The organism is Streptomyces sp. 13-12-16 (genome assembly GCF_002114215.1).
Lineage (GTDB): Bacteria > Actinomycetota > Actinomycetes > Streptomycetales > Streptomycetaceae > Streptomyces.
Map to the genome: position 1 here is coordinate 1 of NZ_NCTE01001246.1, position 12,450 is coordinate 12,450.

Annotated in this window: 12 protein-coding genes; 6 read left to right on the forward strand and 6 right to left on the reverse strand. The window is 73.3% G+C overall.

Going from position 1 to position 12,450, the window contains the following annotated elements; all coding sequences use genetic code 11:
* From B7767_RS38700 to B7767_RS38715, 4 genes are all read right to left on the reverse strand, one after another.
* Positions 1 to 862 (reverse strand): amidohydrolase family protein (locus tag B7767_RS38700; protein ID WP_107486576.1); only part of this gene is annotated, 862 nt, incomplete at its 3' end.
* Complete coding sequence (locus tag B7767_RS38705; RefSeq protein WP_085576048.1) at positions 852 to 1,103, reverse strand: DUF1427 family protein; 252 nt, start codon at positions 1,101 to 1,103, stop codon at positions 852 to 854. The genes B7767_RS38700 and B7767_RS38705, both read right to left, overlap by 11 nt.
* The gene (locus B7767_RS38710) at positions 1,100 to 1,246 is read right to left on the reverse strand and encodes a DUF1427 family protein (protein ID WP_078914118.1); all 147 of its coding nucleotides are present in this window, start codon (positions 1,244 to 1,246) and stop codon (positions 1,100 to 1,102) included. The genes B7767_RS38705 and B7767_RS38710 overlap by 4 nt, the downstream gene beginning before the upstream one ends.
* Before the next feature lie 7 nt (positions 1,247 to 1,253).
* Positions 1,254 to 1,814 (reverse strand): quercetin 2,3-dioxygenase, encoded by a 561-nt coding sequence (locus B7767_RS38715; RefSeq protein WP_085576049.1) that lies wholly within the window; start codon positions 1,812 to 1,814, stop codon positions 1,254 to 1,256.
* 144 nt (positions 1,815 to 1,958) lie between these two features.
* On the opposite strand from B7767_RS38715, the gene B7767_RS49190 reads away from it, so the two are divergent.
* Complete coding sequence (locus B7767_RS49190; RefSeq protein WP_306298044.1) at positions 1,959 to 2,417, forward strand: hypothetical protein; 459 nt, start codon at positions 1,959 to 1,961, stop codon at positions 2,415 to 2,417.
* A 48-nt stretch (positions 2,418 to 2,465) separates the two neighbouring features.
* The gene (locus tag B7767_RS49195) at positions 2,466 to 2,861 is read left to right on the forward strand and encodes a helix-turn-helix transcriptional regulator (RefSeq protein WP_306298045.1); all 396 of its coding nucleotides are present in this window, start codon (positions 2,466 to 2,468) and stop codon (positions 2,859 to 2,861) included.
* Positions 2,862 to 2,871: 10 nt separating this feature from the next.
* Here the strand turns inward: B7767_RS49195 and B7767_RS38725 are convergent, their stop codons facing one another.
* Positions 2,872 to 4,338, reverse strand: a complete 1,467-nt coding sequence (locus tag B7767_RS38725; RefSeq protein WP_085576050.1) for an MFS transporter — start codon at positions 4,336 to 4,338, stop codon at positions 2,872 to 2,874.
* A 244-nt stretch (positions 4,339 to 4,582) separates the two neighbouring features.
* Between B7767_RS38725 and B7767_RS38730 the strand changes: the two genes are divergently transcribed.
* From B7767_RS38730 to nhaA, 4 genes are all read left to right on the forward strand, one after another.
* Entirely contained in the window at positions 4,583 to 5,206 is a 624-nt protein-coding gene (locus B7767_RS38730; RefSeq protein ID WP_085576051.1) for a TetR/AcrR family transcriptional regulator, read from the forward strand.
* A 175-nt stretch (positions 5,207 to 5,381) separates the two neighbouring features.
* Positions 5,382 to 7,673 carry an alpha-L-rhamnosidase gene (locus B7767_RS38735; protein ID WP_085576052.1) on the forward strand — a complete coding sequence of 764 codons (2,292 nt, stop codon included), beginning with the start codon at positions 5,382 to 5,384 and terminating at the stop codon, positions 7,671 to 7,673.
* 53 nt (positions 7,674 to 7,726) lie between these two features.
* A complete protein-coding gene (locus B7767_RS38740; protein WP_085576053.1) occupies positions 7,727 to 8,983 on the forward strand; it encodes a family 1 glycosylhydrolase in 1,257 nt (418 codons plus the stop codon).
* Between the two features lie 194 nt (positions 8,984 to 9,177).
* Positions 9,178 to 11,055: a Na+/H+ antiporter NhaA gene (gene nhaA / locus B7767_RS38745; RefSeq protein WP_085576054.1), complete on the forward strand. Its 1,878-nt coding sequence runs from the start codon at positions 9,178 to 9,180 to the stop codon at positions 11,053 to 11,055.
* A gap of 188 nt (positions 11,056 to 11,243) precedes the next feature.
* Here the strand turns inward: nhaA and B7767_RS38750 are convergent, their stop codons facing one another.
* Positions 11,244 to 12,353, reverse strand: coding sequence for a cellulose-binding domain-containing protein (locus B7767_RS38750; RefSeq protein ID WP_373408273.1), 1,110 nt, complete (start codon positions 12,351 to 12,353; stop codon positions 11,244 to 11,246).
* Positions 12,354 to 12,450 lie beyond the last annotated feature (97 nt).

Sequence of the window (12,450 nt, forward strand, 5' to 3'; positions counted from 1 at the left end):
GGGCCTCCACCCCGGCGGCGGGGGTCCAGCAGTGGTCGCTGCCGTACAGGAGGCGGTCGCTGCCGACGAGGTTCAGCAGGGCGGGGAGCTGGCGGGGCAGCGCGGGTCCGGCGAGGTCGTAGTGGAGGCGGCGGAGCTGTTCGACGGCGCCGGGGGCCTCGGTGCCCTCGGGCATGAACATCCTCATGAAGCCGTCGATGCGGTCGGCCAGCACCGGCAGGGCGCCGCCGCAGTGCGGCACGATCACCGTGAGGTCGCGGTGGCGGTCCAGCGTCCCGGCCATGAGCAGGTCGGTGACGGTGCGGGCGGTGTCGAAGACGAACTCGATCATCGGGCGGGGGCGTCCGAGGGCGGACCGCTCCCAGCACACCGGGGACGTCGGGTGCAGGAAGACGACGGCGCGGCGCCGGCCGAGCTCGGCCCACACGGGCTCCAGGTCCGGGTCGCCGAGGTAGGTGCCGTGGGTGTTGGTCTCCAGGACCACCCCGTCGGCGTGCAGGGTGTCGTAGGCGTACGCGATCTCCTCCAGGGCGCCGTCGACGTCCGGGAGGGGCAGCGAGGCGAACAGGCCGAAGCGGCCGGGGTGGTCGCGCACGGTCTCGGCGCCGGCCTCGTTGACCTCGCGGGCCAGGCCGCGGGCGGCGGTGTCGTCGCCGAAGTGGACGCCCGGTGAGGAGATCGAGAGCATCGAGGTCTCGATACCGCAGCGGTCCATCAGCTCCAGGTGTGCGGCCGCCGACCAGGTGGGCCAGGCGGGGACCCCGTCGGGGAGCTCGTGTCCGGCCCCGCGGGCCCGGCGGACGTAGGAGTCGGTGAGGAAGTGGGCGTGGACGTCGAGGTATCCGGGGGTGTCAGGGGACACGGGGGGTTCCTTCTTCTGCGGCGGACGGAGGAGGAGCGGGACGGCGCCGGGCCGGGCGGTCGCGTACGGCGGTGGCGGCGCGTTCGCCGAGCACGATGCCGGCCAGCCCGGTCAGGCCGAGGAGCGGCGGGGCGGGTGAGGTGAGGTCCATCGCCCAGTAGAGCGCGCCCATGAGCAGACCGGCGGCGAAGGAGAGGCCGGCCTTGCGGAGGAAGCCCCGCGTGGTGCCGGCGGCGCTCACAGGGTCTCCAGCACGGCCTGGCCCAGCAGCATGCCCAGCAGTCCGGCCAGCGCGACGGGGGGCGGTGCGGGCGACTCGGTCCGCACCAGCACGTAGGCCACGCCGACCAGCGCTCCGGCGAGCAGTGCCTTCAGGTACGGCATGGAGCGCTCAGCTTCCGGTGCGCCACTTGTGGCCGGGCAGGAAGTTCACGTCGTACCGCTGCGGCACGGTGCCGAACTTGTGCGGCTCGGGGACGAACGGCTCCCGGGGCAGGCCGAGTTCGTCGGTGGGGGTGCCGAGGTTCTCGAAGAACCGCTCGAAGGTGCCGCCGGGGCCCGCGGCCACGCCGACGATCCGGCTGTGGTGGCGTTCGATGCGGTAGGCGTGCGGGCAGTTCTTGGGCACGAACCCGAAGTCGCCCGCGGTGAGCAGCTTCTCGTACTGCTCGCCCTCGAGGTCCTCGACGAACAGCCGTACCGCGCCGTCGGTGATGTAGAAGACCTCGTAGGTGTCCGGGTGGGAGTGGGCGGGGATGATGTCGCCCTTCGGGCCCTCGCAGGTGAAGAAGTTGAAGGTGTTCTCGGTCTGCTCGCCGCCGGCGTAGACGGTGAACAGGTCGGTGAACAGGTGGGCGCGGTCGCCCTTGCCCTTCTCGATGAAGTACGGCTTGCCCGGCTCGGGCGGGATGTGGGAGCGCTCGCGGTAGCGGGTGGCGAACTCGATGGTCATGGTGGTCCTTCCCGTTGAAGAAGTTGAAGAAAGAAGGAAATGGGACTCGGCCGGGGCGCCGGCGGCTCGTGCCCTGCCCTTTCGCGGCTCGTCTTTCACGCTAGACCGGCCGGGAGGGACGGCCTACGTACACTCGGGCACGCGATGAAGGAAAACGGACAGTTCCCCGTGGGCCGTGCGGCGGCCGGCGTCCCGGCCGTGTCGTACCGGCCGACACCCGGCAGGCCGCCGGGTCTGGAGGTCCTCGACCTGCCCGGACTCGCCGCCCGCGCCGTCGAGCGGGGGCTGCCCCTCACGGTGCCCGGACGTCCGGCGTTCCACGTGGTCGTCGCGGTCCGCGGCGGGCGGCTCGCGTGCTCGGTGGACTTCACCTCGTACCCGCTCGCGCCGGGTGACTGGCTGTGGGTGTGGCCCGGACAGGTGCTGCAGTTCCCCGACGGGCACCGGGGCTGCGACGCCACCGTCCTGGTCTTCCCCACCGGCTTCCCCAGCGCCGCGACGGACGCGCTGATCCGGGACGGCGCGCACGTCCCGTACCGCCTCGTCACGCCGGACGAGCCACGGCAGGCGGCCCTGCTGCGACTCCTGGACGCCCTGGTCTAGGAGCACGCCGCGCTGTCCGACCTGCCGCTGGAGGCGTACATCGAGACGGTGCGGAACCTGCTGTCGGTGCTCCTGATCCGGCTCGTCCACCTCGCCGGCCCGCGACGGCAGGGGCGTTCCGGCGGCGAGCCGTTCCGGCTGTTCCGCGAGGCCGTGGAGGAGGACTTCCGCCGGACCCACCGGGTCGAGGACTACGCCGCCCGGCTCGGTTACAGTCCGCGCACCCTGACCCGGGCCACCCTGGCTGCCCTCGGCTGCGGCGCCAAGCGCTACATCGACGACCGGGTGCTGCTGGAGGCCAAACGTCTGCTGATCCACAGCTCGCTGCCGCCCGCCGCCATCAGCGAACGGATCGGGTTCACCTACCCGACGGTCTTCAGCGCCTTCTTCCGTCAGCGCACCGGCATGACGCCGACCGGGTTCCGGTCGCTGACGAAGCCCTGAAGGCGCGGGGTCAGCCGCCGGCGGGGCTCTCCTCGGGTTCGCGCAGCCGCGGGATGAAGACGGAGAGCACCAGGGCCACGACCGTGACCGCGGCGCCGAGCCAGAAGATCCCGGAGTAACCGGCGTCGAGGTAGAAGGCGGTGCCGTCGACGGTGGTGCTGCTCGCGCCGAGCACGGCGTAGGCGCCGGCGGTCACGACGGCGCCGAACAGGCTGATGAGCATGTTGAGCATGCCGCTGCCCAGCCCCTGTTCGTCGCGCGAGACCACGCCGATCACCAGGACCGGCGCCACCGAGACGACGACGCCGGCGCCGACGTTGGCGACGCAGGAGGTGACGATGAGCTGGAGTTCGTCGCCGTGGAAGAAGCCCACGAGGGTGTAGCCGACGGCCATGACCGCCAGGCCCGCGCACCACACCCGGCGCGCGTCGAAGCGGCGCAGGTACCGGCTGACCAGCATGCCGGTGCCGAACATCACCAGGTTCCAGCTCACGCTGACGACGGCGTTGTGGTGGGCGGTCCAGCCGAGCCCGTCCGACACTCCCGGAATGGCGGGGTAGAGGGCGAGCAGGATGGCGAGGCCCGGCATGGTGAAGGCGACCGTCTGGCCGAGACCGCCGGCCGTCAGCGCCAGGGCGACCGGGCGGCGGCGCAGGACCTTCAGGTCCAGGATGGGGTGGGCGCTGGAGCGCTCGACGAACAGGAAGGCGATCAGCGCGGCGGCGCCCGCTCCGAGCCAGCCCAGGGTCCGCGCGTCCGCCCAGCCCCAGCTCTGCCCCTGGCCGAGGGCGTAGACCACGGCCGTCAGGCCGCCGCCGAGGACCAGGCCGCCCGGCCAGTCGAGACGGGACCCGAAGGCGTGCCGGGGGGTCTCCGGAACCAGCAGCGCGATCAGCGCGAAGGCGACCGCGGTGGCGGCGGCGAGGAACCACAGGACCCCGCGGTACCCCCAGGTGTCGATCAGCCATCCCGCGAGGAACGGCGAGACGATGGCCACCAGGCCGACGCTGCTGCCCATGACGCCGCTCGCCTGCTTCACCAGCCGGGCCGGGAAGACGTCCCGCACGGCGGCGAACGACAGGGCGCCGAAGGGCCCGTAGAACCCGGCGATCGCCCGGCCGGCGAGGACGAGCCAGAAGCTGCCGGCCAGCGCGGCCAGCAGTTCGCCGAGGGCGCCCAGGGCCGTCATCGCGAGCATGACGCGCCGCTTGCCGTACAGGTCTCCCAGCTTGATCACGAAGGGGGTGAGCAGGGTCGACACCAGGGTGAGGGTCAGACCGAACCACACCACCTGGGTGGTGTGGAACGCCTGGGCGACGCCCGCGATGGCGTTGGCGCCGAGGATGCCACCCGCGGCGAGCAGCTGGGTCGGCCAGGCGAGCGCGATGAGGATCAGGACCAGGCGGGGCGTCCACCGCCCGTCCGCGGGGTCGCGGGGCGCGTGGTCGACCGTGGGGCTTGATGACGACGTCGTCATGCCAGCCCTCCTTTCACGGAGGTGCCGAAGGAAGGGGGAGCATGTGGGGGAAGGGCTGAGGACGGGCTGCCGTGACGCGTGGTTCACGGGGATGTGACAGCGCGGCAACCTGTCGTCGCGTGGCTCGATGATGACCTGAACACCTAGTGACCGCTAGGTTTCGAGAGTGTGGCCCACCTCACACAGCACACCCACAGCCGGTACGGCCGGCCGCCGCCCCGCACCCCGCCGGTACTGTTCTGACATGGCGACACCCAGGGGACCTCGCGGCCACTACACGGCGGGCCGGGCGCGGCGCACGCAGATTCTGGAGGCCGCCCTGCTGCGCTTCGGCAGGGACGGCTACCGCAAGACCTCCCTCGCCCGCGTCGCACGGGACGCCGAGATCACCGACGCCGGGCTGCTGCACCACTTCCGTGACAAGCAGCAGTTGCTGCTCGCGGTCGTCGAGTACTGGCACGAGCGCATGGACGTGCGCTGGGAGCGCGTCTCCGACTCGGTGCGGGACGCCTTCCGCTGCCACCTGGAGGACACGGCCGAGACGCTCGGCATGCCCGGCATGGTGGAGCTGGCGGTCGTACTGACCGCCGAGGCCACCGCGCCCGACCATCCGGCCCACGACCACTTCACCACCTGGCAGGAGAAGGGCGTCGCGGAGCTCGCCGACCGGCTGCGGGCCGGCAGCGGCAGCGGGGAGCTGCTTCCCGGGCTGGACCACGAAGGCATCGCCCGCGAGTGCGTCGCCATGGACGCGGGTCTGCAGCAGCAGTGGCTGGCCTCGGGGCGTTCCTTCGACCTGATCGCGGTCATGCGCGGCCACCTCGACCGCCTGCTGCGGGGCATCTCCACGGACGGGCAGGGGCTGTAGGGGCCTCTTCGGAGCAACCCGGCCTCCAGCGGCGCCCCTGTTTGTCATGAGCATGACTTATCGACCCGGGTGCCTCCTCGCGCGTGCCGCACGTCACACACTCGAACACCTAGCAATCACTAGGTATTGGCTGCATGATCGTGCCTGCTCCCCCGTCACCACCGAGAAGGGCGCCATGAACCACCACTGGACCGCACGCGTCGTCAGTCCCCGCGTCCCCACGCCCGCCGAGGGAGCCCGCCCGGCCGCGCTGCTGCGGAGCGAGTTCACCGCGCGGACCGCCGTACGGTCGGCCCGGCTCCTGGTCACCGCCCTCGGCGTCTACGAACTGGAGCTCAACGGCACCACCGTGGGCGACCACGTACTGGCCCCCGGCTGGACGAGCTACCGCCACCGCCACCGCTACCAGTCCTTCGACGTCACCGCCCTGGTCCGTGCGGGCCGCAACGCCTGGGGCGCCCACCTGGCCGACGGCTGGTACCGGGGCCTGCTCGGGTTCAACGGCGGCACCCGGGACATCTACGGAGAACGCACCGGGCTCCTCGCCGAACTGCGCCTGGAGTACGCCGACGGCACCACCGGGACCGTCGCCACCGGGGACGGCTGGCGCTGGAGCCCCGGGCCCGTCCTCGCCGCCGGTCTGTACGAGGGCGAGGAGTACGACGCCCGCCGGGAGCGGGCGGGTTTCAGCGAAGCCGGCTACGACGACTCGGCGTGGCAGCCGGCCGACGTCGTCGACTTCGACACCACCGTCCTCTTCCCGGCCGACAGCCCGCCGGTGCGCCGCATCGAGCACCTCGCGCCCGTCGCGGTCACCACCTCGCCCACCGGGCGTACGGTCCTCGACTTCGGCCAGAACCTCGTCGGACGGCTGCGCATCCGGGTCCGCGGCGAGGCCGGCCGGACGGTGACCCTCCGCCACGCGGAGGTCCTGGAGGACGGCGAACTCTGCACGCGTCCGCTGCGGCACGCGCTCGCCACCGACCGCTACGTCCTGCGCGGCGACCCGGCGGGCGAGGAGTGGGAGCCCCGCTTCACCTTCCACGGCTTCCGCTACGCCGACGTCGAGGGCTGGCCCGGCGACCTGGACCCGGCCGACGTCACGGCCGTGGTCGTCCACAGCGACCTGCGCCGCACGGGTTGGTTCTCCTGCTCGGACGCCTCCCTGGACCGGCTGCACGAGAACGTGGTGTGGGGGATGCGCGGCAACTTCGTCGACGTGCCCACCGACTGCCCGCAGCGCGACGAGCGGCTCGGCTGGACCGGGGACGTCCAGGTCTTCGCCCCCACCGCCGCCTTCCTGCACGACGTCCGTGACTTCCTGCGCTCCTGGCTGCGCGACCTCGCCGCCGACCAGGGCGCCGACGAGCGCGGAGTGCCGCCGGTGTTCAGCCCCGACATCCCGGTGATCACCCCGGTGCCGATCCCGCCCGGCAACCCGCCGATGGCCGGCTGGTGCGACGCGGCCGTCGTCGTGCCCTGGGTGCTGTACGAGCGCTACGGCGACACGGAGGTGCTGCGCGCCCAGTACCCGTCGATGCGCGCCTGGGTCGACGCCGTCGACCGCCTGGCCGGACCGGACCGGATCTGGGGCGAGGGGTTCCAGTTCGGCGACTGGCTGGACCCGACCGCCCCGGCGGACGACCCCGGCCGCGCGATGACGTCGTCCGCCCTGGTCGCCACGGCGTACTTCGCGCACTCCGCGCGGCTGCTGGCCCGCACCGCGGAGGTCCTGGACGACCACGACGACGCCGTCCGCCACCACGCCCTGGCCGACGCGGTCCGGGACGCCTTCCTCGCCCGCTTCCACGCCGGCGGCGGACGCCTGACGGAGGAGACGCAGACCGCCTACGCCCTCGCCCTGTGCTTCCGGCTGCTAGAGGACGACGCCGAGCGCGCCGAGGCCGGACGCCGGCTGGCGGACCTGGTGGCGGAGCGCGGCCACCGCATCGGCACCGGTTTCCTCGGCACTCCCCTGGTGTGCGACGCGCTGGCCGGCACCGGACACGTGGACACCGCCTACCGGCTGCTGACCCAGCGGGCGTGCCCGTCCTGGCTGTACCAGGTCGACATGGGCGCCACCACCGTGTGGGAACGCTGGGACAGCATGCTTCCGGACGGCAGCGTCAATCCCGGCGAGATGACCTCCTTCAACCACTACGCGCTCGGCGCGGTCGCCGACTGGATGCACCGCACCGTGGCCGGTCTGGCTCCCGCCGAGCCGGGCTACCGGCGGCTGCTGGTCCGCCCCCGGCCGGGCGGCGGCCTGACCTGGGCGCGGGCCGAGCACGAGACGCCGTACGGCCGGGCCGGGGCCGGGTGGAGCCGGGAGGGCGACAGGCTGCGCGTCGACGTCGTCGTACCGCCCGACGTCACCGCGCTGGTCGATCTGCCGGGCGCGGAGCCCGTGGAGGCCGGACCCGGCCGGCACACCTTCTACGCGCCGTTCCCCGCGACCGCGCGGTGACGACCGTACGCCCCGCCCACCGCCGTACCCGAACCAGTGCAAGGAACACCCATATGACCCACACCAGCCTGCCCGACACCTTCCTGTGGGGCGTCGCCACCGCGGGGCACCAGAACGAGGGCGACAACAGCGCCAGTGACACCTGGTTCCTGGAGCACACGACGCCCTCGCTGTTCCGTGAACCGAGCGGTCCGGCGTGCCGCGGTTACCAGCGGTGGGAGACGGACCTCGACCTGGCCGCCGGACTCGGGCTCAACGCCTTCCGGTTCTCCGTCGAATGGGCCCGCGTCGAACCCGAGCGCGGAGTCGTCTCCGCCGAGGCCCTCGACCACTACGAGCGCAAGGTCGACGGCTGCCTCGAACGCGGTCTCGCCCCCGTCGTGACGTTCAGCCACTTCACCGCCCCGCACTGGTTCGCCGCGGCCGGTTCCTGGACCGCCGCCGACGCCCCCGCCCGCTTCGCCGAGCAGTGCGACCGCGTCATGGCGCGCTTCGGCGACCGCGTCTCCCACGCGGTCACCCTGAACGAACCCAACCTGGAACAGTTGCTCCAGGCGGGCGCGAAGCTCCCGGCCGAGGCCGAGACGCTCAAGGCGCGCATGCTCGAAGCCGCCGCGCACACCGCCGGGAGCGGGACCTACGCCAGCGCGAACGTCATCCCCGCCCACCGGCAGGACGAGTTCCAGGCCGCGTTCACGCGGGCGCACCGGGCCGCCCGCGACGCGATCAAGGCCCGTCGCGGCGACCTGCCCGTCGGCGTCTCCATCGCCATCGCCGACGAGGTGGCCCTCCCCGGCGGTGAGGGACGCCGGGACGCCAAGCGCGCCGCCGTCTACGACCACTGGCTGTGCGAGGCACGCCACGACGACTTCATCGGCGTGCAGAACTACGAGCGGATCGTCCACGGCCCCGACGGCGAGGTGACGCCCGAGGGCGAGCGCAACGGGATGGGCACCGTCATCGAGCCGGCCTCCCTCGCGGGCGCCGTGCGCTACGCCCACGAGGTGTCCGGGGTGCCGGTCCTCGTCACCGAGCACGGCATCCAGACCCCGGACGACGCGCAGCGGGCCGCCTTCGTCCCCGCCGCCGTCGAACACCTCGCGGCCGAGGTGCGCGCGGGGACGCCCGTCCTCGGGTACTGCCACTGGACACTCATGGACAACTTCGAGTGGATCTTCGGATACGGCGCCCAGCTCGGGCTCCACGAGGTCGACCGCGACACCTTCGAGCGCCGTCCGAAGCCGAGCGCGAAGGCGTACGCGGAGGTGGTGCGACGTCACCGGGGGCCGCGCGCCGGCACCCCGGGCTGATCCGGCGCGGCACGCGGGCGGGGCGGTTCGTACGAGTTCCCGGCCCGCGCCCGCCCCGGCCTCCCCCACGACTCGAACGGCGCAACAAGCGGTTGCTCCGGGTGCCCACGGGCGGACGGAACGCGACCATCGGGTGGGGGGAGGACCGAAAGCCCCGGCCCGGACGGAGCAGGCGGCCAGGAAGGGGGACACCCGTGAAGCGCGCGAAGAACGCCCCGTCCTCCCAGACCAGGGCCCGGCGGCGTTCGCTGGCCGCCCAGCTCGCCGATCCGGTACGCACCTACCTGACCACCGAGGCGGGCAGCGCCGGGCTGCTCCTGGCGGCTGTCGTGGTGGCCCTGGGGTGGGCCAACTCGCCCTGGTCCGGGGGGTACGAGTCGCTCTGGGCGACCGAGGCGTCCCTGTCGCTCGGCGACGCCGAACTCTCCATGGACCTGGGGCACTGGGTGAGCGACGGCCTGATGGCCCTCTTCTTCTTCGTCGTCGGCCTGGAGGTCCGCTACGAGTCCTCGGTCGGCTCGCTGGCCGGCCGCCGCCGCGTTCTGCTCCCGGCCGCGGCCGGCCTCGGCGGCATGGTCGTTCCGGTGCTGTTCTACCTGGCGATCGCGCCCTGGGGCGAGGCCGGCGGCGGCTGGGGCACGGTCATCGGCACCGACACGGCCTTCATGCTCGGGGCGCTCGCCGTGGTGGGGCCCCGGTTCGTCACCCAGCTGCGGGTCTTCCTGCTGGCCGTCACCGTCATCGACGACATCGTGGCGGTCAGTGTGATCGGCCTGGTCTACTCGGACACGGTCCGCCCGCTGCCGCTGCTGGCGGCACTCGTCCTCTGCGCGGTCCTCGCCGCGCTGACCCCGCTGGGTGCCTGGCGCGCGGCACCGTACCTCGTCGTCGTCCTCGTGCTGTGGCTCGCCACCCTCGCGGCCGGTCTCCACGCCTCCATCGCCGGCATGCTCGGCGGTCTCCTCATCCCCGCCCACGCCCCCGCGCCCGAGGCCGTGGACCGCGCCACCCGGCTCGCCCGCGCCTTCCGCCAGTCGCCCCGCGCCGATGTGGGGCTGTCGGCACGCGTGGGGCTGCAACGGGCGGTCTCGGTCAACGAGCGGCTGCAACTGATGCTGCACCCCTGGGCGAGCTATGTGGTCGTCCCGCTGTTCGCCCTGGCCAACGCCGGTATCGACCTGCGCGGGGGCGTCCTGGGAAGTGCCCTGTCCTCCCGGCTCACCTGGGCCGTCGTCGCCGGCCTCGTGGCCGGGAAGCTCCTGGGCGTGTGGGGCGGGACCTGGCTCGGCACCCGGCTCCGCCTCGGAAGGCTCCCCCAGGGGGTGGGCCCGGGACACGTCGTGGGCGGCGCCGTGCTGTCCGGGATCGGCTTCACCGTCTCCCTGCTGATCGCCGGTCTCGCCTTCGACGACCCGGTCCTGCGCGACCAGGCGGTCGTCGGTGTCCTGCTGGCCGCCGTGCTCGCCACCGCCCTGGGGTGGCTCGCGTTCCACCTCGCCGCCGTCCTGCGCGGCGAGACGGACGCCGATCTGCCCCGTACCCTCGCCCGCCCGGTCGACCCGGCCACGGACCACATCGCCGGACCCGTGGACGCGCCCCTCACCCTGGTGGAGTACGGCGACTTCGAATGCCCCTACTGTGCCCGCGCCACCGGCGTCACCAAGGAACTGCGGGAGCGCTTCGGCGACCGGTTCCGTTACGTCTTCCGGCATCTGCCGCTCCCCGACGTCCACCCGCACGCCGTGCTCGCCGCGCGGGCGGCCGTCGCCGCCGGCGCGCAGGGGCGCTTCTGGCAGATGCACGACCTGCTGTACGAGCACCAGGACCGGCTGGAGTTCGAGGACATCGCCGCGTACGCCATCGAGATCGGACTCGACGTGGAGCGCTTCCTCGATGACGTCGACGCCGAGGAGACCGCCGAGCGGGTACGGGCCGACGCGGCCGGCGCCGAGGCCAGCGGCGCCCGCGGCACACCGACCTTCTTCGTCGGCGACCGGCGGCACACCGGGCCGTACGACGCGGAGACGCTCGCCGGCGAGCTCGAGGAGTCCGCGTCCCGCGGCTCGTCCTGAACCCGCCGTCGCCGGTCCGGCCCGGTGCCCGCGCGCTCAGCGGCCCATGCACACAGGACGCCGGCCGCGGTTCTGTGACATGTGCGGGGAGGACTCGTCCGGAACACGGCCGTCCGCCCCGGCGTCCGGCCGTGTTCCGGGCGGGACGCCGGGGCGTGCGCCGGCCGGGAGTCCCGGCCGAGGGGCTGTCAGCAGCCGATGGGGGCGGAGCCCACGGCCACGTCGTCGAACCACAGCGTGTCGTCGCCCGTCCCGTAGCTCTCCCAGCCCAGTCGCAGGGCGGTGGGACGGGGCGGGGTGGTACGGGCGAGCCACTGCTGGTCGATGTCCTGCGTCGGCACACCGTCGGCGTGCAGGCCGGGAACCTGCTCGTCGCCGAGCCAGGTGTCGAGTCCCGGGGCCGTCGTGTCGATCGCGAAGCGCAGGCACTGCCAGCTTCCCGTCGGCAGCGGCCTGCTCAGCGCCACGCCGGCCGGGCTCTGCGCCGGCAGGGTGGCGTCGTCGCTCTCCCGGTTCCACTGCAGGGCGCCGTTCTGGCCGCCGACGCGCAGGCTCCGCCCGCTCTGGGAGGTGTCGGGCAGGGACACGAAGGTGACGTGGGCGGAGGGGAGCGCGGTGGTGTGCCTCACCCACATGCGCACGTGCATCACCGGACCGACCGAGGACAGGTCAGCGGTGGCGGCCACGAAGGCGTGGTTGCAGTAACCGGCCCGGCCGTCGACCCGCAGTGACCGGCTGCCGCTGTGCGCGACGGCGGTGTCCACGGCGGCCGTCCCGGTGCCCTGGCAGTCGGGTGCGGTGAAGCGCCAGTCGCCGGACGGGGCGGAGCCGGTCTGGTCCTCGAAGTCCGAGCAGATCACCGCGTCGCCGCAGTCGGCACTCGGCGGCGGGGTCGTGGGCGGTGGGGTGGTGGGGGGCGTGGTCGGCGGCGTGGTGCCGTCGCCTCCGCACGGCACGCCGTTGAGGGCGAAGTCGCTCGGTGCGGGGTCGGCCGAACGCCAGGTCCCCTGCAGGCCGAACTCGGCGGCGCCTCCCGTGGGCAGCGCGCCGTTCCAGCTCGTGCCGGTGGCGACGACGGATCCGCCGGTCTGGGTGACGGTCGCGTTCCAGGCCGAGGTCACCTGCTGGTCGCCGGTGTAGGTCCAGGTCAGCCGCCAGCCGTCGAGCGCCGGGCCGAGATTGGTGACCTTGATCTGTGCGGTGTAGCCGTCGGTCCACTTGTTCACGGTGTAGTCGACCCGGCAGCCGGTCTCCGCGCCGCTCGCGGGCAGCACCGTGAGGGCGGACGCCGACAGCACGGCCGCGGTGAGGACCGCGGTCCAGGGCCGACGCGGTAATCGGGCGAGAAGGGAACGCACTTGCGCCTCCGAAGTGGGGGTGAGGGGTGGGGGGATG

Coding starts and splice junctions, on each gene's coding strand:
- B7767_RS38710 (WP_078914118.1), bottom strand. CDS start 1,246: ATGCCGTACCTGAAGGCACTGCTCGCCGGAGCGCTGGTCGGCGTGGCC.
- B7767_RS38715 (WP_085576049.1), bottom strand. CDS start 1,814: ATGACCATCGAGTTCGCCACCCGCTACCGCGAGCGCTCCCACATCCCG.
- B7767_RS49190 (WP_306298044.1), top strand. CDS start 1,959: ATGAAGGAAAACGGACAGTTCCCCGTGGGCCGTGCGGCGGCCGGCGTC.
- B7767_RS38725 (WP_085576050.1), bottom strand. CDS start 4,338: ATGACGACGTCGTCATCAAGCCCCACGGTCGACCACGCGCCCCGCGAC.
- B7767_RS38730 (WP_085576051.1), top strand. CDS start 4,583: ATGGCGACACCCAGGGGACCTCGCGGCCACTACACGGCGGGCCGGGCG.
- B7767_RS38735 (WP_085576052.1), top strand. CDS start 5,382: ATGAACCACCACTGGACCGCACGCGTCGTCAGTCCCCGCGTCCCCACG.
- B7767_RS38740 (WP_085576053.1), top strand. CDS start 7,727: ATGACCCACACCAGCCTGCCCGACACCTTCCTGTGGGGCGTCGCCACC.